The organism is Serratia sp. NFX21 (assembly GCF_048517035.1).
GTDB classification, from domain to species: domain Bacteria; phylum Pseudomonadota; class Gammaproteobacteria; order Enterobacterales; family Enterobacteriaceae; genus Serratia; species Serratia quinivorans.
Genome location: NZ_CP183196.1, coordinates 4,046,500 through 4,069,456, shown reverse-complemented (window position 1 = coordinate 4,069,456; position 22,957 = coordinate 4,046,500). Strand labels below are relative to the sequence as shown.

The following is a 22,957-nucleotide window of genomic DNA, read 5'->3' as shown; positions in this document are numbered from 1 at the left end:
AATCTCCACAGGTCTGATTATTGGTGCTCAGAATACACGGAAAGCAGGGAAATGATAACGAGCCGGGGGAAACTCCCCGGAGGCCGGGGAGTCGGAAAATTAACCCTGCTCAGCCAGCTTGTAGGCACGCTCGGTGGCCGGGCGGTTGCTGATGCGTTCGAACCAGTTGCGTACCGCCGGATAATCCGCCAGATCGATGCGCTGACGCGGGTGTGACACTACCCAGGGATAGGTGGCGATATCGGCAATGCTGTAGTTGTCACCGCCCAGATAAGGGTGCTTTTGCAGCTCGGCTTCCAGCACCGCATACAGACGTTTGGTTTCCAGGTGATAACGTTCGATGGCGTAGGGCACCGGCTGCGGCGCGTAGTGATTGAAGTGGTGGTTTTGCCCCAGCATCGGCCCAAAGCCCGCCACCTGCCAAAACAGCCACTGTAGCGTGGCTGCACGCTCGCGTAGCCCTTTGCTCAGCAACTTGCCGGTTTTCTCCGCCAGATACAGCAGAATTTCGCCGGATTCGAACAGACTGATTGGCGCACCGCCATCAACCGGCTGCTGATCGACGATGGCCGGGATTTTGTTGTTGGGGGAAATGCTCAGAAAATCCGGCTTGAACTGATCGCCGGCGCTGATATTTACGCGGTGGATACGGTAGGGTAAGCCAACCTCCTCCAGAAACAGGGTAATTTTGTGACCATTGGGAGTAGGCGCGTAATACAGGTCAATCATGTTGCCTCCTGCGGTAAGGTGATCTGTAAGCCATTACACGTTGTTGCGGTCTTCGCCGCGCACAAAGGTATATCAGAGATCTTTCTATAGGGTTACCAACAATAGCAGCTAAGAATAGCAGGCTATGTGAGATTCGTCCGATGCTATCACCACAAGATGCATTACAATTTTCCGCAGGCACATCTGTGGGTTGTCGCGCAGCGATGGCGCGCTAAAATAGGGCCTATTTGCTTATCAGGGACAAGGTTATGAAGCTGATATTTGCCTCGGATATACATGGTTCGCTTCCCGCCACCGAAAGCCTGTTGGCGCATTTTGAACAAAGCGGTGCCGACTGGCTGATCCTGTTGGGTGATTTGCTGAATCACGGGCCACGCAATGCGCTGCCGGTGGGGTATCAGCCGGCGCAGGTTGCCGAACAATTGAATCGCTATAGCGACAAGATCATCGCCGTTCGCGGCAACTGCGACAGTGAAGTCGATCAGATGTTACTGTCCTTCCCTATCACCGCGTCCTGGCAGCAGGTGCTATTACAAAAAAGACGATTGTTTTTAACCCACGGTCACCTTTATCATCCTTCGGCACTGCCGCCGTTATCTGCCGGAGATGTGCTGGTCTATGGACACAGCCATTTGCCGCAGGCGGAACGGCAGGGGGATATTTACTGCTTTAATCCAGGCTCGGTCAGCATTCCGAAGGGGGGCTTTCCTGCCAGCTATGGCATACTGGAGGACGGCGTTTTAAGTGTGGTCACTTTGCTCGGCGGCAAGGCTGTTGCAGAGGTGGCATTAACGCACTAATTTATACACACACAATAAAAATCTTTGAAAAACACTCATTGATTAACCAGTGCGCGGGATGCATCGCGCCAAAATAGAAGGTTTTAGAGGATGGCGGAACAGGATCAGGCTGCAGATACCGAGTGGGTTGATATCGTCAACGAGCAAAACGAAGTGATTGCTCAATCCAGTCGCCAACAGATGCGTGCCCAACGGCTGCGTCATCGTGCTACCTATATTGTGGTGCATGATGGAATGGGAAAAATTCTGGTGCAGCGTCGCACCGATATTAAAGATTTTTATCCGGGCTGGCTGGACGCCACTGCGGGTGGGGTGGTGCAGAGCGGGGAGAACGTGCTGGATTCCGCCCGTCGCGAAGCGGAAGAGGAGCTGGGCATTGCCGGCGTGCCTTTCGCCGAACACGGCCTGTTCTACTTCGAAGAAGATCAGTGCCGGGTGTGGGGCGCATTATTCAGTTGCGTATCGCACGGCCCGTTTGCGCTGCAGGAAGAGGAAGTGGTTGAGGTGAGCTGGCTAACACCGGAAGAGATCACCGCCCGCTGCGACGAATTCACGCCGGACTCGCTAAAAGCGTTGTCGCTGTGGTTGACGCGTAACAACGAGCAGGCTTATGGCAAGCCGCTACGCGATAGCGATGAAAATGCCTGATGTGTTCGCGCAAATAAAAAAACCGGTCAATTGACCGGTTTTTTTTTATCTGATAATTCAGGAATTATCAGGCTTTGACTGCTGCAGCATCAGCCTGGGAAGACTGGATGGCGGTCAGCGCCACGGTGTAAACGATGTCGTCTACCAGTGCGCCACGCGACAGGTCGTTCACCGGCTTGCGCATGCCTTGCAGCATTGGCCCGATGGACACCAGGTCAGCAGAACGCTGTACCGCTTTGTAGGTGGTGTTACCGGTGTTCAGATCCGGGAAGATGAACACGGTAGCCTGGCCTGCAACCGGCGAGTTCGGTGCCTTGGACTTGGCTACGTCGGCCATGATCGCGGCGTCATACTGCAACGGACCGTCGATGATCAGGTCAGGACGTTTTTCCTGCGCCAGACGGGTTGCTTCGCGCACTTTCTCAACGTCGCTGCCCGCACCTGAGTTGCCGGTGGAGTAGGAGATCATCGCTACGCGTGGTTCGATACCGAAGGCGGCAGCAGAGTCGGCTGACTGAATGGCGATCTCGGACAACTGCTCGGCGGTTGGATCCGGGTTGATTGCACAGTCGCCGTACACCAGAACCTGGTCAGGCAGCAGCATGAAGAACACGGAGGACACCAGTGAGCTGCCCGGTGCGGTTTTGATCAGCTGCAGCGGTGGACGGATGGTGTTGGCGGTGGTGTGAACCGCGCCGGAAACCAGCCCGTCAACTTCGCCTTTCTCCAGCATCAGGGTGCCGAGAACCACGTTGTCTTCCAGTTGCTCACGCGCAACCACTTCGGTCATGCCCTTGCTCTTGCGCAGCTCAACCAGACGCGGCACATACTGTTCGCGGACGGCGACCGGATCAACAATCTCGATGCCTTTGCCCAGTTCAACGCCCTGAGCGGCAGCAACGCGCTGGATCTCTTCCGGATTACCCAACAGCACGCATTCAGCGATACCACGTTCGGCACAGATAGCCGCCGCTTTCACGGTACGTGGTTCGTCGCCTTCAGGCAGTACGATGCGTTTGCCGGCTTTACGTGCCAGTTCGGTCAGCTCGTAACGGAACGCTGGTGGCGACAGGCGACGTGAACGCTCGGAGGTGGCGGTCAGAGACTCGATCCACTCGGCGTTGATGTGGCTGGCCACGTAGTTCTGCACTTTCTCGATGCGCTGGTGGTCATCCGCCGGCACTTCGAGGTTAAAGCTTTGCAGGCTGAGCGAGGTCTGCCAGGTGTTGGTTTCAACCATAAATACCGGCAGGCCGGTCTGGAAGGCACGTTCACACAGTTTTCTGATAGGTTCGTCGATGGCGTAGCCACCGGTCAGCAGGATGGCGCCGATCTCTACGCCATTCATCGCTGCCAGACAGGCAGAAACCAGCACGTCAGGACGGTCTGCCGAAGTTACCAGCAGTGAACCCGGACGGAAGTGTTCCAGCATGTGCGGGATGCTGCGCGCACAGAAAGTCACGGACTTCACGCGGCGGGTCATGATGTCGCCTTCATTGACCACGGAGGCCTTCAGGTGACGGGCCATGTCGATAGCGCGGGTGGCGATCAGATCGAAGCTCCACGGCACGCAGCCCAGCACCGGCAACGGGCTGTTGGCGAACAGTTGCGCCGGGTCAACGTTGGTCACGCTGGCCTTGGTGGAATCGTCGAAGATTTCGGACAGGTCAGGACGGGTGCGGCCCTGCTCGTCAACCGGGGCGTTCAGCTTGTTGATGATCACGCCGGTGATGTTTTTGTTTTTGCTGCCGCCGAAGCTGCTGCGCGCCAGTTCGATACGCTCTTTCAACTGTGCCGGGGAATCGTTGCCCAGTGCCAGCACGAAGACGATTTCTGCATTCAGCGTTTTGGCGATTTCATAGTTCAGCGCGTTGGCGAACTGGTGCTTACGGGTCGGCACCAGGCCTTCGATCAGCACCACTTCTGCGTCTTTGGTGTTCTCGTGGTAGCGAGCCACGATCTCTTCCATCAGCACGTCTTGCTGGTTGGAGCTCAGCAGGCCTTCAACGTAGCTCATGCGCAGTGGTTCTGCCGCCGTGATGGTGGAGTTGCTGCTGCGGATGATGGTGGTGGTTTGGTCGAGCGAATCGCCGCCAGTACGTGGCTGTGCGATAGGTTTGAATACGCTCAGGCTAACGCCTTTTTGCTCCATGGAGCGAATGACACCCAGGCTGACGCTGGTCAGGCCGACGCTGGTGCCAGTGGGGATCAACATAATAGTACGTGACACAGAATAGTCCTCTTCACGATTTAACATGAGGCTAAAACAGCACCGTCAGCCTGGGCTGACGGTGTCGGAGAGCGTTACGCGGTCAGACGGGATGCGTCTTGCGCGATGACCAACTCTTCGTTGGTCGGGATTACCAGCGCCAGGCGGCTGCCGTCTTTGGTGATGGCACCGGATTTACCGAAGCGAGCAGCCATGTTGCGCTCGTGGTCAATCTCGAAGCCCAGCAGGCCCAGTTTGTTCAGGGTCAGCTCACGCACCATACCGGCGTTTTCACCGATACCGCCGGTGAAGATAACCGCGTCCAGACGGCCGTCCATCAGTGCGCTGTAGGCACCGATGTATTTGGCCAGGCGGTGGCAGAATACGTCCATCGCACGCTTGGCGTCGGCTTTGCTTTCGTAGTTGTCTTCAACATAACGGCAGTCGCTGGTGACTTCGGTCAGGCCCAGCAGGCCGGACTCTTTGGTCAGCATTTTGTTGATTTGATCAACGCTCATGCCCAGGGAGTCGTGCAGGTGGAAGATGATGGCCGGATCGATGTCACCGCTGCGGGTGCCCATGACCAGACCTTCCAGTGGGGTCAGACCCATGGAGGTGTCAACGCATTTGCCGTTGCGCACTGCGGTAACGGAACCGCCGTTGCCCAGGTGGCAGGTGATCAGGTTGACTTCTTCAACCGGCTTGTTCAGGGCCTTGGCCGCTTCCTGGGTTACATAGAAGTGGCTGGTGCCGTGTGCGCCATAACGACGAACGCTGTGGTCGCGGTACAGGCTGTACGGCAGGGCGTACAGGTAGGATTCTTCAGGCATGGTCTGGTGGAATGCGGTGTCGAACACGGCAACGTTTTTATCCGCCAGTTTAGGGAAGGATTTCAATGCTTCAGCGATACCGATCAGGTGCGCCGGGTTATGCAGTGGTGCAAAAGGCACCGAATCTTTGATACCCTGCAGAACTTCGTCGTTGATCACGGCAGAGGCGGTAAACTTCTCGCCGCCGTGCACAATGCGGTGACCGATAGCGGTCAGCTGTGCAGAAAGCTCCGGTTTTTGTGCCAGAATAGTATTAACAATGTAGTTCAGTGCTTCGCTGTGCGCAGCGCCGGCACCCAGAGCCGCTTCGTGTTTGGCGCCGTCCATCTTCCATTTGAGGCGAGCCTCAGGCAGGTGGAAACATTCGGCCAGGCCGGAGAGGTGTTCTTCACCGTTGACAGCATCGATGATAGCGAACTTCAGGGAAGAACTGCCGCAGTTCAGGACCAGTACTAGCTTACTCGACATGGAAGTACCTACTTAAATAGTTCGTGTTGTTAAAGGAAAGACCAAAACACGTGGTGAATTAATCGTCAATCAGACAACAAGCGTAGCGCATAATGCCGTTGACATTTATGATTAACATCATGTGAATTGAACAAACCACATGACGATGAAAAAACCGATGATTTCTCTGCGGTTTAAATAATCTTGATTTTTATAGGGCTAAAAGTTGACAGAATTCTTGTCATCTTCTACCGGCCAAAAGGCCGGCTTAGGATACCGATAGCCTGAGGCAAACACAAAATAAATTTAAAGCTTCAACTTTTTTAGTATTGTGTTGGCTGTGTCCTTATTTTCTTTGTGACGTTGAGGTACGCGATGACGAGCAAACCGTCCGGTTCCGTAAGCTGGTTTCAGGTGTTCCAGCGCGGGCAGCATTATATGAAAACCTGGCCGTCAGACAAACGTCTGGCTCCGGTCTTTCCGGAGAATCGCGTTGCGAGTGCCACCCGTTTTGCCGTCCGCTTTATGCCGCCGCTGGCGGTGTTTACCCTGACCTGGCAGATTGCCCTGGGCGGCCAGCTTGGCCCGGCGATCGCCACCGCACTGTTCGCCTGCAGCATGCCGATGCAGGGGTTGTGGTGGTTGGGCCGTCGTTCGGTCACCCCGTTGCCGCCAACGCTGCTGCAATGGTTCCATGAAGTGCGCAACAAGCTGGCGGAAGCCGGCCAGGCTGTCGCGCCGGTAGAAGGTACGCCGACCTATCAGGCGTTGGCGGATCTGCTGAAACGCGCTTTCAAGCAGTTGGATAAAACCTTCCTGGATGACCTGTAACTGCAAAAATGGCCGCATTGATTGCGGCCTTGTTACCTGTTCCGGCCAATAACCCCGGTTTAAATCAAAGAACCGGTGAGTTGTGATTTCCTGCGATATTGCGCTGTGCGATGCTTCCGCCATAAGTAATTTATCGAGGAAACTATGATGGAAATGACCCACGCCCAACGGCTGATCCTGTCGAACCAATACAAGATGATGACCCTGCTGGATCCGGATAACGCCGAGCGTTATCGCCGCCTGCAGACCATTATCGAACGCGGTTTCGGTTTGCAGATGCGCGAGCTGGATCGCGACTTTGGCGAAATGAGCGAAGACGTGTGCCGCAGCATTATCAACGTGATGGAAATGCACCATGCGTTGCAGGTTTCCTGGGACAACCTGAAGGAAAAACAGGGGATTGAGGCGCGCCGCCTGGCGTTTCTCGGCTTTGATGCCGCGACTGAAGCGCGTCATCTGAGCTACGTGCGTTTCCTGGTGACCACGGAAGGGCGCTATACTCATTTCGATTCCGGCAGCCACGGCTTTAATGCCCAAACCAAAATGTGGGAAAAGTACCAGCGGATGCTGGCCATCTGGCTGTCATGCCCACGCCAGTATCATCTGAGCGCCGTAGAGATAGCGCAAATTATCAATGCCTGATTAAAAGAGGTTTCCTGTGGAGTGTAAGGGTTTTCTGTTCGATCTTGATGGGACGTTGGTTGATTCACTGCCGGCGGTAGAGCGCGCCTGGATTAACTGGGCCAAACGCCGCGGCATTAATCCGCAGGACGTACTGGATTTTATCCACGGTAAACAGGCCATTACCTCGTTGCGTCACTTTATGCCGGGAGAAAGTGAGGCGGCCATTCAGCAGGAATTTCTGCTGCTGGAGCAGGTAGAAGCTCAGGACACCGACGGCGTCACGGCATTACCGGGGGCCGCTGCCTTGCTCGATTGTCTGAATCGTCTCGACATCCCATGGGCGATCGTTACCTCAGGGTCGATCCCGGTTGCCAGCGCCCGTCGTAACGCCGGTGGTTTGCCGCAGCCGGAGGTGTTCATTACCGCCGAGCAGGTGAAGCATGGCAAGCCACAGCCGGACGCGTATTTGCTGGGCGCCGAGCGCCTGGGGTTGGCACCACAGGATTGTGTGGTGGTGGAAGACGCCGCCGCAGGCATTCTTTCCGGGCTGGCCGCGGGCTGCCAGGTGATTGCGGTCAATGCACCGGCCGATGCACCCAAGCTGGAGCAGGTTGATCTACTGTTAACCTCGCTTGAACAGATTGCGGTAAGTAAAACCGAGCAGGGTGCGACGATTAGCCTGGTGGCATAACCGGCCTATCTTCACCCGAATTGATTAGACCCCGCATCGGCGGGGTTTTTTTATGCTAATTTTTAAGCCCTTGAATATCTCTGTCGGATGAGGCCGTTTTGAACAGCGAATTACTGTGGGTGCTAAGTTTACTGTTGATTGCCATCGTGCTGTTCACCACCAACAAACTGCGTATGGACGTAGTGGCGTTGCTGGTGATCATTGCCTTTGTGCTGAGCGGCACGCTGACCCTGTCGGAGGCCACGGTGGGCTTCAGCGATCCCAACGTGATCCTGATCGCCGCGCTGTTCGTGATTGGTGAAGGGTTGGTGCGTACCGGCGTGGCATATCAGGTCGGTGACTGGCTGGTGAAGGTGGCCGGCAGCAGCGAAACCAGGATGCTGATGTTGTTGATGGTCACGGTGGCCGGCCTGGGGGCTTTTATGAGTTCGACCGGCGTGGTGGCGATCTTTATCCCGGTGGTGCTCAGCGTGGCGGCGCGGATGAAAATTCCCCCCGGCAGGTTGATGATGCCGCTGAGTTTTGCCGGTTTAATTAGCGGCATGATGACGCTGGTGGCGACGCCGCCGAACATGGTGGTGAACAGTGAACTGGTGCGCGAGGGCATTGGCGGCTTTGGCTTCTTTGCCGTGACGCCGGTCGGCCTGGCGGTGCTGGTGCTGGGCGTGGGTTATATGCTGGTGGCCCGGCGCTGGCTGGGCAATGACGACGGTGATAAAACGCGTGAAACCTGGCAGCGACGTACCTTCCGCGATCTGATCCGCGACTATAAGTTGACCGGTCGTGCCCGTCGACTGGCGTTACGCAGCGGCTCGCCGCTGGTAGGGCATTCACTGGACGAATTGCATCTGCGCGCCCGTTACGGTGCCAACGTGGTGGGGATTGAACGCTGGAAGCGCTTCCGGCGGGTGATGGTTAGCGCGTCCGGCAGCACCGAACTGCGCGAAGGGGATGTGCTGCTGCTCGACATGTCGGACAGCCAGGTCGATTTGCGCGAGTTTTGCAGCGAGCAGCAGCTGGAGCCGATGGTTCTGCGCGGCGATTATTTCTCCGAACAGTCGCGCAATGTCGGCATGGCGGAAGTCTCGCTGATCCCCGATTCAACGTTATTGGGTAAAAGCCTGCGCGAATCCACTTTCCGCAGCCGTTATGATTTGAACGTGGTCGGTATTCGCCGCAATGGCGAAACCCTGGCAGGCAAGCTGGTGGATGAGCCCCTGGCGTTGGGCGATATTCTGTTGGTGATCGGCGACTGGAAGGCGATCCGCCAACTGCAGGCGAAAACCCATGATTTTATAGTGCTCAATCTGCCAGCCGAGGTTGACGAGGTGGCACCGGCCATCACTCAGGCACCGCACGCCTTGTTCTGCCTGGCACTGATGGTGGCGATGATGCTGACCGATGAAATCCCTAACCCGATCGCCGCGCTGATTGCCTGCCTGTTGATGGGCAAGTTCCGCTGCATCGACATGGAAAGCGCTTATAAGTCGATTCACTGGCCGAGCATTATCTTGATTGTCGGCATGATGCCGTTCGCTCAGGCGCTGCAAAAAACCGGTGGGGTGGATTTGATCGTGCGCGGGTTAATGGACGTCGCCGGAGATGCCGGGCCGCGGGTGATGCTGGTGTGCCTGTTTGCGCTGTGCGCGACTATTGGCCTGTTTATCTCCAATACCGCCACCGCCGTGTTAATGGCACCGATCGCCATTGCCGCTGCGCGTGAAATGGGCGTTTCGCCGTATCCCTTCGCCATGATTATTGCCATCGCTGCTTCGGCGGCGTTTATGACGCCAGTTTCTTCGCCGGTGAACACGCTGGTGCTGGGGCCGGGGAATTATAAGTTCGGGGATTTCGTGCGTATCGGCGTGCCGTTCACGCTGTTGGTGATGTTGGTCAGCGTGATTATTGTGCCCTGGCTATATGCATTTTGATTAACGGCGCAGCGCGCTGCGCCATGAAAATTACAGGGAAGAGTCCAGGCTGATTTCATCCAGCGACAGGCTGAAGCTGGGGATAAACACCTTCATGAAATAATCCATCTCCGGGCTGCTGCGCTGTTGCAGGGTCTTTTCCAGTCGCGCTTTTGCCAGTTTGAATTCGTTATTGCCGGCAGATAATTCCTCCAGACATTTCAGGTAGGCGCACAGCGCATCGGCCTGTTTAACCACCAACTTTTCGTCTTCGGTGTAATAGTGTTCATCGAGGATCGAGCGAAAATCGTTACGTAATTCTTCCGGGATCATATCCAGCAGTTTCTGTTGGGCGATCTTTTCGATCTTCTTATACTCGTGGGCGATCTGCGGATTGTAGTATTTGATTGGCGTCGGCATGTCGCCGGTAATCACTTCGCTGGCATCATGGTACATCGCCAGCAGGGCGACGCGATCGGCGCTCAGGTTACCATTGAATTTGCGGTTTTTGATCACCGCCAGCGCATGGGCAACGAATGCCACCTGCAGGCTGTGCTCGGAAACGTTCTCGGTGCGGACATTGCGCATCAGCGGCCAGCGGTTTATCAGTTTCAAGCGGGACAGATGGGCAAAAAAGTGGCTCTGGCTCATGGTGCTCTCTTTTACAACGGCAAGTGAGGACTCCATTGTGAGCAGTGATGGCGGGTTATGCAACTCGGGCCGTGCGGTTAGGATTCGGCGGAGGGGAAGGGGCGCAGCACGCTGCGCCCACGGAGACTACTGGCGATAACCTTCCAGGAAACGACCCAGTTTGCCCACCGCCATTTCCAGTTCATCCACACGCGGCAGCGTTACTATGCGCACGTGGTCCGGGTACGGCCAGTTGAACGCGCTGCCCTGCACCAGCAGCACTTTTTCCTGCAGCAGCAGATCCAGCACCAGTTTCTGGTCATCATGAATATTAAAGCGTTTGGCATCGATGCGCGGGAACATATACAGCGCGCCCTGAGGTTTCACGCAGGAAACGCCTGGGATCTGGTTCAACAGCTCCCAGGTGCGGTTACGCTGTTCATACAGACGGCCGCCAGGTTGAATAAATTCATTGATACTCTGGTAACCGCCCAACGCCGTTTGGATCGCGTGCTGCATCGGCACGTTGGCGCACAGACGCATCGACGCCAGCATTTCCAACCCTTCGATATAGCCCTTGGCATGCTTCTTCGGCCCGTTCAGTACCATCCACCCCTGGCGGAAACCGGCCACGCGGTAAGTTTTGGACAGCCCGTTGAAGGTGACGGTCAGCAGATCCGGCGCCAGCGCCGCGATCGAATGGTGCTCGGCTTCGTCATACAGGATCTTGTCGTAGATCTCATCGGAGAAGATGATCAGGTTGTGCTGCCGGGCGATCTCAACAATCTGCTCCAGCAGTGCTTTGCTATAGACCGCGCCGGTCGGGTTATTCGGGTTGATGATCACAATGCCACGGGTGCGTGGGGTGATCTTGCTGATGATATCATCCAGATCCGGGAACCAGCCGGCTTCTTCGTCACACAGGTAGTGCACGGCTTTGCCGCCGGACAGCGAAACCGCCGCGGTCCACAGCGGATAATCTGGTGCCGGTACCAGCATTTCGTCGCCGCTGTTGAGCAGCGCCTGCATGGATTGCACGATAAGCTCGGAAACCCCATTGCCGATGTAGATATCCTCAACTGTCACGTCACGTATGTTGCGCGCCTGGTAGTGCTGCATGATCGCTTTACGTGCCGAGAAGAGCCCTTTGGAGTCGGAATAGCCTTGCGCCGTGGGCAGATTGCGGATCACGTCGACCAGGATTTCGTCAGGGGCGTCAAAACCAAACGGGGCAGGGTTACCAATGTTCAGTTTGAGGACTTTATGGCCTTCTTCTTCAAGACGTTTAGCTTCTTTGAGCACCGGGCCGCGAATGTCATAGCAGACGTTGTCCAGTTTGCTGGATTTCTCAATGGGGGACATAGAAAGTTGAGCCTTTTGCTGGGATGGGGGCGTTCCTACCGTGGAACACCGCAACCTGCCCAATGTACTCCTGGCGCTGACGCTTTTGAAGGGTTGTGCACGCCTTTGGTGCAAACGAAGGGCTCAGAGGTTGATTTCAGGGATGATAAACAATGTTAAAGTGTTTTTCTGGTATTTAATTCTTGTTTTTGTTTTATTTGTAGTTATTTAATCTGATTTGATGAGGGCGAGCAGAGCTATAAAGGCCCATGCCATTGACGCTGAGCTAACTGAAGGGGCTTTACTGTTAAGCCACAGAGGGGATTTAACGGAGTTAAAATGTAAAGAAATGATAATGCCAGAGTCGTCTGATGGCCGCTTGTCCATCGGCGATCCAAACTGAATCATAAGAAAATTCACATTAGCGCTATTTTAGTTTCTCTGTTAAGCCGCATTTAAGTAGTTATTCCTTAGTTATTGACGGGATAAATGTTACTGATTGAATTTATTAAAATCATTAAAAAATGTACCGGCCGTTACAACAGAAACTTCTTACTCTTTCGCGTATAGGAAGACGCTCAGGCCAGTCTGGCTGCGGAGGTTGTGCAGCACAATTGGTGTGGTAATCCCGCTATCTGAGTGAGTAAAATATATTGTTCGGTAAAAATGAAACAATTGCACCACTTATAACGTCAGTCGTTGTATAAGCATTCTCGATAGATCACATTTTAAAAGGCGATAGAGGTAACGAAATAAAAGTAATTTTTTTGCCCTCCACTAATGAGTGGGGTACTGTCATGTCTGACATCGTCCCTTTTAAACGATGTCTTAGAAACACACCAGGGTAGTTTGTAAATTAGAATTTAAAAAGTGAAGAAAACACTATGACAACTGCAAATCGTCCGATACTCAATCTCGACCTCGATCTGCTAAGAACCTTTGTAGCTGTTGCTGATTTGAATACTTTTGCGGCGGCGGCAGTCGCCGTTTGTCGTACTCAATCAGCCGTCAGCCAACAAATGCAGCGGTTAGAGCAACTGGTTGGCAAAGAGTTGTTTGCCCGTCATGGGCGCAACAAATTACTGACCGAACACGGTATTCAGCTTCTCGGCTACGCCAGGAAAATCCTGCGCTTCAACGACGAAGCCTGTACTTCTCTGATGTACAACAATATTAAAGGTGTTCTGACTATTGGCGCTTCTGATGATACCGCCGATACCATCCTGCCTTTCCTGCTTAACCGCGTCACTTCGGTGTATCCAAAACTGGCGATTGATGTCCGGGTGAAACCCAGCTCGTTCATGATCGACATGCTGGAAAACGGTGAGGTCGATCTGGCTATTACCACTATGGCTACCGCGGATCGCCCGCACATTGTGCTGCGTACTTCGCCAACCCTGTGGTATTGCGCGGCAGATTACCATTTCCAGGCCGGCGAACCGATCCCGTTGGTGGTGATGGACGAACCCAGTCCGTTCCGCTCGATGGCGATCAAACATCTGGATGAAGCCGGGATCCCATGGCGGATTGCTTATGTGGCTTCGACGTTGTCCGCCGTTCGCGCAGCCTGCAAGGCCGGATTGGGCATCACCGTTCGGCCGATTGAAATGATGAGCCCGGACCTGCGGGTGCTCGGTGCAATGGAAGGGCTACCGGCACTGCCAGATACTCAATATAGCCTGTGCCAGGATACCCAGTGCGGCAATGAGCTGGCGATGGCGATATTCAGCACCATGCAGAACGGCAACGACAACTACAGTTTCAGTGGGCCGAGTCCCTCGCTGGAAGATGACACCTGTCTGGTTGACGATGAGGAATAACGCCCAAAAGCGTTAAACCCGGTAATAAAACCTCTGCTTCGGCGGAGGTTTTTTTTGCCCTGAATTCGATCAAAGTTAGATTTATGAGGCTTTCGATTGGTTTTAAAAGTGAAGGCGTTATTTGTCGGACTTCAAGATTGTTAATGAGAACGGTTATCAGACGAAAAAATAGTCTTTTGGTCATTTATTGAACGAATAATTATAAAGGTAAAGGCCTGGAATCAATATGGTTATTTTGGTAGTTTGTGGCGGGCCGATTTGACCGGCGGGATTGACAAAAATTATTAAAGGGCCACACTTTTTTTGAGGGTTTATGCTGAAAACGTGTCCTGGATCAAAAAAATACCCCTAGGTAGTGAGTGGAAGAACAGGAGATTCCTGAGACAATGGTATAGTAAAACTGAAATGAGCATGTTGGTTTATATCTATCTGTTTCTACACATCAATTAACTGACACGATTTAGCCTAAGCCGGTCGCATCAAATGTTAATTAAATGATGAGTATGTAAACTAGTGTGTAGATACTTTTGTCAAAGTTGACAAAAGGTTATAGAAAGGAGTAAAAAGCCCACAGTAAAACGCTGGCTAACTTGCTGTAATAGCAGTTTGTTTGTGTGGTTTATTTATCCTTCCCTTAAATCGATGTGGTGCACTAACTGCCAGAAACAAGAGCAGAGCGATCGACGCCACTTTTGATGAGTAAGCATAGAGTATGTCAACAACCACTGAAGTTATCGCTCATCACTGGGCGTTCGCCGTATTTTTTGTCGTGGCAATCGGGCTTTGCTGTTTAATGCTGATGGGCGCGTTCTTCCTGGGTGGGAGAGCCCGTGCGCGCGCCAAACATACCCCGTTTGAATCAGGCATCGACTCGGTCGGCACGGCGCGCATGCGTCTGTCCGCCAAGTTCTACCTGGTCGCCATGTTCTTCGTTATTTTCGATGTTGAAGCCTTGTACCTTTACGCCTGGTCGGTCTCCATACGTGAGAGCGGTTGGGTAGGCTTCATCGAAGCCGCCATTTTCATTTTGGTGTTATTGGCTGGGCTGGTTTATCTGGTGCGTATTGGCGCATTGGATTGGACTCCGGTGCGCTCCAGGCGCCAGAGCAAGCCAGGCACAATCAAAAACGCCACCAACAGTCACCCGCAGTAGTCGGTTAAAAACGAGGCATTAAGATGGACTATACGCTCACCCGCATAGACCCGAACGGTGAGAACGACCGTTACCCCCTGCAAAAACAGGAGGTCGTCGCCGATCCCCTGGATCAACAGGTTCACCGCACGGTTTACATGGGTAAACTCGAACATGCATTGCATGACATGGTGAACTGGGGGCGTAAAAACTCTATTTGGCCGTATAACTTCGGTCTTTCGTGCTGCTACGTGGAGATGGTGACGTCGTTTACCGCCGTTCACGACGTGGCCCGCTTTGGTGCCGAAGTTCTGCGTGCATCGCCACGTCAGGCAGACCTGATGGTGGTGGCCGGTACCTGCTTTACCAAGATGGCCCCGGTTATTCAGCGTCTGTACGAACAGATGCTGGAGCCAAAATGGGTGATCTCCATGGGTGCCTGCGCCAACTCCGGCGGCATGTACGATATTTATTCCGTGGTACAGGGCGTGGACAAGTTCCTGCCGGTCGACGTGTACATTCCTGGCTGCCCACCGCGCCCGGAAGCTTACATGCAGGCACTGATGCTGTTGCAGGAATCTATTGGCAAAGAACGCCGCCCTCTGTCCTGGGTTGTCGGCGATCAGGGTGTTTACCGCGCCAACATGCAGTCTGAAAGAGAGCGTAAACACGGCGAGCGTATCGCGGTGACCAACCTTCGGACGCCTGACGAGATTTAAGACGTTCATTTAACGTCCATCTTAGTGCGCTATTGGTTAACACAGCGAAAAGTGAACTTGCGGCGAAATAACCCTTCAGTGTGGTGAAAAAAATTATGACAGATTCAACGACGCACGACGCATTGCCGGCCTGGCAAACCAGAGATCACCTTGACGACCCGGTGATTGGCGAACTGCGCAACCGTTTTGGGCCGGAAGCCTTTACTGTTCAGCCCACCCGTACCGGAATGCCCGTGGTATGGGTCAAACCTGACCAGTTACTGGAAGTAATGACGTTTTTGAGAAAACAGCCGAAGCCTTACGTCATGCTGTTCGATCTGCATGGCGTGGACGAGCGTCTTCGCACCCACCGCGACGGTTTGCCGGCTGCGGATTTTTCTGTTTTCTATCATCTGATTTCTATCGAACGCAACCGCGACATCATGCTGAAAGTGGCGCTGTCTGAAAAAGACCTGCACGTGCCCACAGCGACCAAGGTTTTCCCTAATGCCAACTGGTATGAGCGTGAAACCTGGGAAATGTTCGGTATTACCTTCGACGGCCACCCGCACCTGTCGCGCATCATGATGCCGCAAACCTGGGAAGGCCACCCGCTGCGTAAAGACTACCCGGCACGCGCCACCGAGTTCGATCCCTTTGTGTTGACCAAACAGAAAGAAGATCTGGAAATGGAAGCGCTGACCTTCAAACCGGAAGACTGGGGCATGAAGCGCGGCACCGAGAACGAGGACTTCATGTTCCTTAACCTTGGCCCGAACCACCCGTCTGCGCACGGTGCATTCCGTATCATTCTGCAGCTGGATGGCGAAGAGATTGTCGACTGCGTACCGGATATCGGTTACCACCACCGTGGCGCCGAGAAGATGGGCGAGCGTCAGTCCTGGCACAGCTACATTCCGTACACCGACCGTATCGAGTACCTCGGCGGCTGCGTGAACGAAATGCCTTACGTGCTGGCGGTTGAGAAACTGGCCGGTATCAAGGTGCCGGATCGCGTTGATACCATCCGCGTGATGCTGTCCGAACTGTTCCGTATCAACAGCCACCTGCTGTACATCAGTACGTTCATTCAGGACGTCGGCGCCATGACCCCGGTGTTCTTCGCCTTTACCGACCGTCAGAAAATCTACGATCTGGTTGAAGCGATCACCGGCTTCCGTATGCACCCGGCCTGGTTCCGTATTGGCGGTGTCGCACACGACCTGCCGCGCGGTTGGGACCGTCTGTTGCGCGAGTTCCTTGAGTGGATGCCAAAACGTCTGGATTCCTACGTCAAGGCTGCGTTGAAGAATAGCATCCTGAAGGGCCGTTCCGTCGGCGTGGCATCCTACAATGCTAAAGAAGCGTTGGAGTGGGGCGTCACTGGTGCAGGCCTGCGCGCCACCGGTATCGAGTTCGATGTGCGTAAATGGCGTCCGTATTCCGGCTATGAGAATTTCGACTTCGAAGTTCCGGTCGGTGACGGCAACAGCGACTGCTACACCCGCGTAATGCTGAAGGTGGAAGAGCTGCGTCAGAGCCTGCGCATTCTCGAACAGTGCCTGAACAACATGCCGGAAGGCCCGTTCAAGGCCGATCACCCGCTGACCACGCCGCCGCCGAAAGAGCGCACGCTGCAGCACATTGAAACGCTGATCACCCACTTCCTGCAGGTTTCCTGGGGCCCGGTGATGCCAGCCAACGAATCATTCCAGATGATTGAAGCCACAAAAGGGATCAACAGCTACTACCTGACCAGCGACGGCAGCACCATGAGCTACCGCACCCGGGTACGTACGCCAAGCTTTGCGCACCTGCAGCAAATCCCAGCGGTAATCCGTGGCAGCCTGGTCTCCGACCTGATCGTCTATCTGGGTAGTATCGATTTTGTAATGTCAGATGTGGACCGCTAACTATGCATGATCAAAAAGACAATCACGCGAATAACCAAGCGCTTGAACCTATCAATGCGGCCGCTCCCCAGAGCGGCGTTGATGCATTTGAGCTGAGTGCGGAAGAACGTGATGCGATCGAGCACGAAAAGCACCATTACGAGGATCCACGCGCTGCCTCCATTGAAGCACTGAAAATTGTGCAGAAGCAGCGTGGCTGGGTTCCGGATGGGGCGATTCATGCCATCGCGGAGCTGCTGGGCATTCCTGCCAGCGACGTAGAAGGCGTGGCCACGTTCTACAGCCAGATTTTCCGTCAGCCAGTAGGGCGCCACGTGATCCGTTATTGTGACAGTGTTGTTTGTCACATCACCGGTTATCAGGGCATTCAGGCCGCCATTGAGAAGAAGCTGAGCATCAAACCGGGTCAAACCACCTTTGATGGCCGTTTCACTCTGCTGCCAACCTGCTGCCTGGGCAACTGCGATAAAGGGCCAACCATGATGATTGATGAGGACACTCACAGTCAGCTGAAGCCTGAAGATATCGAGACGCTACTGGAGCAGTATCAATGATTAAAGACATTGTACGCACTCCCGAAATGCACCCGCTGACCTGGCGGCTGCGCGATGACAAACAGCCGGTCTGGCTGGATGAATATCGCAGCAAGAACGGCTATGCCGGTGCTGAAAAGGCGATTAAAGGCCTGGCTCCGGACGAGATCGTCACCCTGGTGAAAGACGCCGGGCTGAAAGGTCGCGGCGGTGCAGGTTTCTCCACCGGTCTGAAGTGGAGCCTGATGCCGAAAGACGAATCCATGAACATCCGTTACCTGCTGTGTAACGCCGATGAAATGGAGCCGGGCACCTATAAAGACCGCTTGCTGATGGAGCAACTGCCGCACCTGTTGGTGGAAGGCATGCTGATTTCGGCGTTCGCGCTGAAGGCTTATCGTGGCTACATCTTCCTGCGCGGTGAGTACATCGAAGCTGCGGTGCATTTGCGCCGAGCGATCGCCGAAGCCACCGAAGCCGGTTATTTGGGCAAGAACATCATGGGCAGCGGCTTCGACTTCGAGCTGATTGTTCATACCGGTGCCGGTCGTTACATCTGTGGCGAAGAAACCGCCCTGATCAACTCGCTGGAAGGCCGCCGTGCCAACCCGCGTTCCAAGCCACCTTTCCCGGCTTCCTCCGGCGTTTGGGGCAAACCGACCTGCGTCAATAACGTAGAAACCCTGTGTAACGTTCCGGCGATCCTGGCGAACGGCGTTGAGTGGTACAAGGGGATCTCCGCCGGCAAGAGTAACGATGCCGGTACCAAACTGATGGGCTTCTCCGGCCGGGTGAAAAACCCAGGCGTTTGGGAGCTGCCGTTTGGTACCACCGCACGTGAAATTCTGGAAGATTACGCCGGTGGTATGCGTGACGGTCTGCGTTTCAAAGCCTGGCAGCCAGGCGGCGCGGGCACCGACTTCCTGACCGCCGATCACCTCGATCTGCCGATGGACTTCGAGAGCATCGGTAAAGCCGGTAGCCGTCTCGGTACTGCACTGGCGATGGCAGTAGACCACGAGATTGGCATGGTTCCGCTGGTGCGCAACCTGGAAGAGTTTTTCTCTCGCGAGTCCTGCGGCTGGTGTACGCCATGCCGTGACGGTCTGCCGTGGAGCGTGAAGATCCTGCGTGCGCTGGAAAACGGCGAAGGGCAGCCGGGGGATATCGAAACCCTTGAGCAGCTGTGCCGTTCTCTCGGCCCGGGCAAAACCTTCTGCGCCCACGCGCCAGGTGCCGTAGAGCCACTGCAAAGCGCAATTAAATATTTCCGTGAAGAGTTCGAAGCGGGCATCAAAGTGAAGCACTTCAGCAACGCGCATGCGATTGGCGGTATTCAGGCCAATAATCTGCTGAAGCAACGCTGGTAAGCCGACTCGCCCCGACGACACGGCCAGAATTTTTGATTAACGCCTGCCGCAAGGCAGGCCACTTGGAAGCATGCTGACTATGGCTACGATTCATGTAGACGGCAAAGAATACGACGTAGATGGGGCCGACAACCTGCTGCAGGCTTGTCTCTCCCTCGGGCTCGATATTCCTTACTTTTGCTGGCATCCGGCGCTGGGAAGCGTCGGCGCTTGCCGCCAATGTGCGGTAAAGCAATACCAAAACGCGGAAGATACGCGTGGCCGTTTGGTGATGTCTTGTATGACACCGGCATCCGATGGAACCTTTATTTCCATCGACGATGGCGAAGCCAAACAGTTCCGCGAAAGCGTGGTTGAGTGGTTGATGACCAACCACCCGCACGACTGTCCGGTATGTGAAGAAGGCGGTAACTGTCACCTGCAGGATATGACAGTAATGACCGGCCACAGCTTCCGTAAATACCGTTTCAGTAAGCGTACTCACAACAACCAGGAGCTGGGGCCGTTTATCTCGCATGAGATGAACCGCTGTATCGCCTGCTACCGTTGCGTGCGCTACTACAAGGATTATGCGGACGGCACCGACTTCGGTGTTTACGGCGCGCACGACAACGTCTACTTCGGACGCGTCGAGAGCGGCACGCTGGAAAGTGAGTTCTCCGGTAACCTGGTGGAAGTGTGCCCGACCGGCGTGTTCACCGACAAAACCCACTCCGAGCGCTATAACCGTAAGTGGGACATGCAGTTTGCGCCAAGCATCTGCCAGCAGTGCAGCATCGGCTGTAACACCAGCCCGGGCGAGCGCTATGGCGAACTGCGTCGTATCGAAAACCGTTATAACGGCAGCGTGAACCACTACTTCCTGTGTGATCGCGGCCGCTTCGGTTATGGCTACGTGAACCAGAAAGATCGTCCACGTCAGCCACAGCAACTGCGTGGCGACGACTGGATCACCCTGAACGCCGAGCAGGCGATGCAGGGCGCGGCGGACATCCTGCGTCAGGCGAAGAAAACCATCGGCATTGGCTCACCACGCGCCAGCCTGGAAAGTAACTTCGCACTGCGTGACTTGGTGGGTGCCGAGAACTTCTATACCGGTATCTCGCAGGCCGAACAGGGCCGTCTGGACCTGATGCTGAACGTGCTGCAAAACAGCGGCGTTCACACGCCTGCGCTGCGCGAAATCGAAGGCTATGACGCAGTGCTGGTGTTGGGTGAAGACTTGACCCAGACCGGCGCGCGTATTGCCCTGTCTGTACGTCAGGCAGTGAAGGGCAAGGCTCGTGCCATGGCTGCGGCCCAACGCGTTGCCGACTGGCAGATTGCTGCGGTGCAGAACATTGGCCAGCACGCCAAACACCCGCTGTTCGTTACCAACGTGGATAACACCCGTCTGGACGATATCGCGGCATGGAACTACCGTGCACCGGTGGATGAGCAGGCGCGCTTCGGTTTCGCCATCGCCCATGCGCTGGACAACGCGGCTCCGGCGGTCAACGATTTGGCTGACGGCCTGAACAAGAAAGTCGATATTATCGTGCAGGCGCTGACCGACGCGCGTAAACCGCTGATCGTCACCGGCAGCAACGCTGGTAGCGAAGCCATCATCGAAGCGGCGGCCAACATCGCCAAGGCGCTGAAGGATCGCGGTTCTGACGTCGGCATCACCTTCGTAGCCAGCGCCGCCAACAGCATCGGTTTGTCGATGATCGGCGGCGGTTCGCTCGATCAGGCGCTGATCCAGTTGGAAAGCGGCGAAGCCGACACGGCCATCGTGATGGAAAACGATCTCTACCGGCATGCGCCGGCGGCGAAAGTGGACGCTGCACTGGCCAAGGTCAGTAACCTGATCGTGGTCGATCATCAGCGTACCGCCATCATGGATAAAGCTAATCTGATCCTGTCGGCGGCCAGCTTCGCGGAAAGCGACGGGACTCTGGTCAATCAGGAAGGCCGCGCTCAGCGTTTCTTCCAGGTTTACGATCCGGCGTACTACGACGACGCGAAGAAAGACGTTTACACCGTAATGCTGGAAAGCTGGCGTTGGATGCACTCGCTGCATTCCACCTATACCAGCCGCCACGTGGACTGGACGCAGCTTGATCATGTGATCGAAGCTTGTGTTACCGCGTTGCCGCAGTTGCAGGGCATTGTCGAGGCTGCACCGGACGCGAGTTTCCGTATCCGCGGTCAGAAACTGGCGCGTTCTCCGATTCGCTCCAGTGGCCGTACGGCGATGCGTGCCAATATCAGCGTGCACGAACCGCGTCAGCCGCAGGATAAAGACACCATGTTCGCCTTCTCAATGGAAGGGAACAACAGCCCGTTCGCCGACCGCCAGCAGATCCCATTTGCCTGGGCACCAGGTTGGAACTCACCGCAAGCATGGAACAAATTCCAGGCCGAAGTGGGCGGCAAGCTGCGTCATGGCGATCCGGGCGTGCGTTTGATCGAAGCGGGGGAGGGCAAACTGGGTTACTTCGACCGCGTGCCTGCCGCGTTTGGTCAACAGCAAGGCTGGCGTGTTGCGCCTTATTACCACCTGTTCGGCAGTGATGAAATGTCACAGCGTTCCGGGGTGATTCAGCAGCGCATGCCGGATGCCTATGTGATGGTCAATCCGACCGATGCGGCTGCGCTGGGCGTCAATGCCGGTGCGCTGGTGGAGTTCAGCTGTGCGGGCCAGACCCTGCGTCTGCCGGTGCGTCTGAGTGAAACCCTGACCCAGGGCCAACTGGGCTTACCGCTCGGCTTGCCAGGGATCCCGCCGGTACTGGTGGGTGCAACGGTTGAAAATCTGCGGGAGGCGACACGATGAGCTGGTTTACCCCTGAGGTGATCGACATTCTGATCTCCATTGTTAAAGCGGTAGTGATCCTGCTGGTCGTAGTCACCTGTGGGGCATTCATGAGCTTCGGCGAACGCCGTTTGCTCGGTCTGTTCCAGAACCGTTATGGACCAAACCGTGTCGGCTGGGGTGGCTCGCTGCAGCTGGTCGCCGACATGATCAAAATGTTCTTCAAGGAAGACTGGGTACCGAAATTCTCCGACCGGGTGATCTTTACCCTGGCGCCGATGATCGCCTTTACTTCCCTGTTGCTGGCATTTGCCATCGTCCCGGTCAGCCCGACCTGGGCGGTGTCCGACCTCAACATCGGTATTTTGTTCTTCCTGATGATGGCCGGCCTGGCGGTATACGCCGTGCTGTTCGCCGGCTGGTCGAGCAACAACAAATACTCGCTGTTGGGGGCGATGCGTGCTTCTGCGCAAACCCTGAGCTACGAAGTGTTCATCGGCCTGTCGCTGATGGGCGTGGTGGCACAGGCGGACTCCTTCAACATGCAGGCGATCGTTGAATCTCAGGCGCATATGTGGAACGTCATCCCGCAATTCTTTGGTTTCATTACCTTTGCGATTGCCGGTGTGGCGGTGTGTCACCGTCACCCGTTTGACCAACCGGAAGCCGAGCAGGAACTGGCTGACGGTTACCACATTGAATATTCCGGCATGAAGTTCGGGCTGTTCTTTGTGGGTGAATACATAGGTATCGTCACCGTTTCTGCCCTGATTGTGACGTTGTTCTTCGGTGGCTGGCAGGGTCCATTCCTGCCGCCATTCGTCTGGTTCGCGCTGAAAACGGCTTTCTTCATGATGATGTTCATTCTGATTCGTGCTGCTCTGCCACGTCCGCGCTATGACCAGGTGATGTCCTTCGGCTGGAAAGTGTGTCTGCCGTTGACGCTGCTGAACCTGCTGGCGACTGCCGCCGTCATTTTGTACAACGCTCAATAAGGGGTGAAT

At 55.2% G+C, this 22,957-nt stretch carries 19 protein-coding genes; 14 read left to right on the top strand and 5 right to left on the bottom strand.

All coding sequences use genetic code 11. The features are described 5' to 3' along the window. Nucleotides 1-99: 99 nt before the first annotated feature. A complete protein-coding gene (yfcG, locus tag ACNT1W_RS19020; RefSeq protein WP_012146034.1) occupies nucleotides 100-729 on the bottom strand; it encodes a GSH-dependent disulfide bond oxidoreductase in 630 nt (209 codons plus the stop codon). 248 nt (nucleotides 730-977) lie between these two features. Here yfcG and yfcE point away from each other — a divergent pair, with 248 nt between their 5' ends. Further along, complete coding sequence (gene yfcE, locus ACNT1W_RS19015) at nucleotides 978-1,529, top strand: phosphodiesterase (protein ID WP_012146033.1); 552 nt, start codon at nucleotides 978-980, stop codon at nucleotides 1,527-1,529. A gap of 90 nt (nucleotides 1,530-1,619) precedes the next feature. Continuing rightward, nucleotides 1,620-2,177, top strand: a complete 558-nt coding sequence (gene yfcD, locus ACNT1W_RS19010; RefSeq protein ID WP_012146032.1) for an NUDIX hydrolase YfcD — start codon at nucleotides 1,620-1,622, stop codon at nucleotides 2,175-2,177. 67 nt (nucleotides 2,178-2,244) lie between these two features. Here the strand turns inward: yfcD and pta are convergent, their stop codons facing one another. Both pta and ackA read right to left on the bottom strand, forming a co-directional pair. After that, nucleotides 2,245-4,407, bottom strand: coding sequence for a phosphate acetyltransferase (gene pta, locus ACNT1W_RS19005; protein ID WP_026142463.1), 2,163 nt, complete (start codon nucleotides 4,405-4,407; stop codon nucleotides 2,245-2,247). A 74-nt stretch (nucleotides 4,408-4,481) separates the two neighbouring features. After that, entirely contained in the window at nucleotides 4,482-5,684 is a 1,203-nt protein-coding gene (ackA, locus tag ACNT1W_RS19000; RefSeq protein ID WP_012146030.1) for an acetate kinase, read from the bottom strand. Between the two features lie 354 nt (nucleotides 5,685-6,038). Here ackA and yfbV point away from each other — a divergent pair, with 354 nt between their 5' ends. From yfbV to ACNT1W_RS18980, 4 genes are all read left to right on the top strand, one after another. Then, nucleotides 6,039-6,494, top strand: coding sequence for a terminus macrodomain insulation protein YfbV (gene yfbV, locus ACNT1W_RS18995; RefSeq protein WP_012146029.1), 456 nt, complete (start codon nucleotides 6,039-6,041; stop codon nucleotides 6,492-6,494). 147 nt (nucleotides 6,495-6,641) lie between these two features. After that, nucleotides 6,642-7,136 (top strand): YfbU family protein, encoded by a 495-nt coding sequence (locus ACNT1W_RS18990; RefSeq protein ID WP_017893495.1) that lies wholly within the window; start codon nucleotides 6,642-6,644, stop codon nucleotides 7,134-7,136. A gap of 16 nt (nucleotides 7,137-7,152) precedes the next feature. Continuing rightward, the gene (locus tag ACNT1W_RS18985; protein ID WP_012146027.1) at nucleotides 7,153-7,809 is read left to right on the top strand and encodes a sugar phosphatase; all 657 of its coding nucleotides are present in this window, start codon (nucleotides 7,153-7,155) and stop codon (nucleotides 7,807-7,809) included. Between the two features lie 98 nt (nucleotides 7,810-7,907). Beyond that, nucleotides 7,908-9,740, top strand: a complete 1,833-nt coding sequence (locus ACNT1W_RS18980) for an SLC13 family permease (protein WP_012146026.1) — start codon at nucleotides 7,908-7,910, stop codon at nucleotides 9,738-9,740. Nucleotides 9,741-9,770: 30 nt separating this feature from the next. On the opposite strand, the gene yfbR is transcribed toward ACNT1W_RS18980, so the two are convergent. Together yfbR and ACNT1W_RS18970 are read right to left on the bottom strand one after the other, a co-directional pair. After that, entirely contained in the window at nucleotides 9,771-10,370 is a 600-nt protein-coding gene (yfbR, locus tag ACNT1W_RS18975) for a 5'-deoxynucleotidase (RefSeq protein ID WP_017893493.1), read from the bottom strand. Nucleotides 10,371-10,496: 126 nt separating this feature from the next. Next, nucleotides 10,497-11,711 (bottom strand): pyridoxal phosphate-dependent aminotransferase, encoded by a 1,215-nt coding sequence (locus tag ACNT1W_RS18970; RefSeq protein ID WP_099061610.1) that lies wholly within the window; start codon nucleotides 11,709-11,711, stop codon nucleotides 10,497-10,499. Between the two features lie 863 nt (nucleotides 11,712-12,574). On the opposite strand from ACNT1W_RS18970, the gene lrhA reads away from it, so the two are divergent. The 8 genes from lrhA to nuoH all read left to right on the top strand — a co-directional run bounded on the left by lrhA (nucleotide 12,575) and on the right by nuoH (nucleotide 22,948). Then, nucleotides 12,575-13,510, top strand: a complete 936-nt coding sequence (gene lrhA / locus ACNT1W_RS18965; protein ID WP_026142461.1) for a transcriptional regulator LrhA — start codon at nucleotides 12,575-12,577, stop codon at nucleotides 13,508-13,510. A gap of 712 nt (nucleotides 13,511-14,222) precedes the next feature. Further along, on the top strand, nucleotides 14,223-14,663 hold the full coding sequence (locus ACNT1W_RS18960; RefSeq protein ID WP_012146022.1) for an NADH-quinone oxidoreductase subunit A: 441 nt from the start codon (nucleotides 14,223-14,225) through the stop codon (nucleotides 14,661-14,663). A gap of 23 nt (nucleotides 14,664-14,686) precedes the next feature. Beyond that, nucleotides 14,687-15,361, top strand: a complete 675-nt coding sequence (locus tag ACNT1W_RS18955; RefSeq protein WP_012146021.1) for a NuoB/complex I 20 kDa subunit family protein — start codon at nucleotides 14,687-14,689, stop codon at nucleotides 15,359-15,361. A 95-nt stretch (nucleotides 15,362-15,456) separates the two neighbouring features. Then, nucleotides 15,457-17,253 carry an NADH-quinone oxidoreductase subunit C/D gene (gene nuoC / locus ACNT1W_RS18950; protein ID WP_012146020.1) on the top strand — a complete coding sequence of 599 codons (1,797 nt, stop codon included), beginning with the start codon at nucleotides 15,457-15,459 and terminating at the stop codon, nucleotides 17,251-17,253. 2 nt (nucleotides 17,254-17,255) lie between these two features. Further along, entirely contained in the window at nucleotides 17,256-17,807 is a 552-nt protein-coding gene (gene nuoE / locus ACNT1W_RS18945; protein WP_012146019.1) for an NADH-quinone oxidoreductase subunit NuoE, read from the top strand. Then, nucleotides 17,804-19,156, top strand: a complete 1,353-nt coding sequence (gene nuoF / locus ACNT1W_RS18940; protein ID WP_012146018.1) for an NADH-quinone oxidoreductase subunit NuoF — start codon at nucleotides 17,804-17,806, stop codon at nucleotides 19,154-19,156. The genes nuoE and nuoF overlap by 4 nt, the downstream gene beginning before the upstream one ends. Nucleotides 19,157-19,235: 79 nt before the next feature. Further along, on the top strand, nucleotides 19,236-21,974 hold the full coding sequence (gene nuoG / locus ACNT1W_RS18935; protein WP_218216838.1) for an NADH-quinone oxidoreductase subunit NuoG: 2,739 nt from the start codon (nucleotides 19,236-19,238) through the stop codon (nucleotides 21,972-21,974). Continuing rightward, nucleotides 21,971-22,948: an NADH-quinone oxidoreductase subunit NuoH gene (gene nuoH / locus ACNT1W_RS18930; protein ID WP_012146016.1), complete on the top strand. Its 978-nt coding sequence runs from the start codon at nucleotides 21,971-21,973 to the stop codon at nucleotides 22,946-22,948. The genes nuoG and nuoH overlap by 4 nt, the downstream gene beginning before the upstream one ends. Nucleotides 22,949-22,957: the final 9 nt, after the last annotated feature.

Coding starts and splice junctions, on each gene's coding strand:
- yfcG (WP_012146034.1), bottom strand. CDS start 729: ATGATTGACCTGTATTACGCGCCTACTCCCAATGGTCACAAAATTACC.
- yfcE (WP_012146033.1), top strand. CDS start 978: ATGAAGCTGATATTTGCCTCGGATATACATGGTTCGCTTCCCGCCACC.
- yfcD (WP_012146032.1), top strand. CDS start 1,620: ATGGCGGAACAGGATCAGGCTGCAGATACCGAGTGGGTTGATATCGTC.
- ackA (WP_012146030.1), bottom strand. CDS start 5,684: ATGTCGAGTAAGCTAGTACTGGTCCTGAACTGCGGCAGTTCTTCCCTG.
- yfbV (WP_012146029.1), top strand. CDS start 6,039: ATGACGAGCAAACCGTCCGGTTCCGTAAGCTGGTTTCAGGTGTTCCAG.
- ACNT1W_RS18990 (WP_017893495.1), top strand. CDS start 6,642: ATGGAAATGACCCACGCCCAACGGCTGATCCTGTCGAACCAATACAAG.
- yfbR (WP_017893493.1), bottom strand. CDS start 10,370: ATGAGCCAGAGCCACTTTTTTGCCCATCTGTCCCGCTTGAAACTGATA.
- ACNT1W_RS18970 (WP_099061610.1), bottom strand. CDS start 11,711: ATGTCCCCCATTGAGAAATCCAGCAAACTGGACAACGTCTGCTATGAC.
- lrhA (WP_026142461.1), top strand. CDS start 12,575: ATGACAACTGCAAATCGTCCGATACTCAATCTCGACCTCGATCTGCTA.
- ACNT1W_RS18960 (WP_012146022.1), top strand. CDS start 14,223: ATGTCAACAACCACTGAAGTTATCGCTCATCACTGGGCGTTCGCCGTA.
- ACNT1W_RS18955 (WP_012146021.1), top strand. CDS start 14,687: ATGGACTATACGCTCACCCGCATAGACCCGAACGGTGAGAACGACCGT.
- nuoC (WP_012146020.1), top strand. CDS start 15,457: ATGACAGATTCAACGACGCACGACGCATTGCCGGCCTGGCAAACCAGA.
- nuoE (WP_012146019.1), top strand. CDS start 17,256: ATGCATGATCAAAAAGACAATCACGCGAATAACCAAGCGCTTGAACCT.
- nuoF (WP_012146018.1), top strand. CDS start 17,804: ATGATTAAAGACATTGTACGCACTCCCGAAATGCACCCGCTGACCTGG.
- nuoG (WP_218216838.1), top strand. CDS start 19,236: ATGGCTACGATTCATGTAGACGGCAAAGAATACGACGTAGATGGGGCC.
- nuoH (WP_012146016.1), top strand. CDS start 21,971: ATGAGCTGGTTTACCCCTGAGGTGATCGACATTCTGATCTCCATTGTT.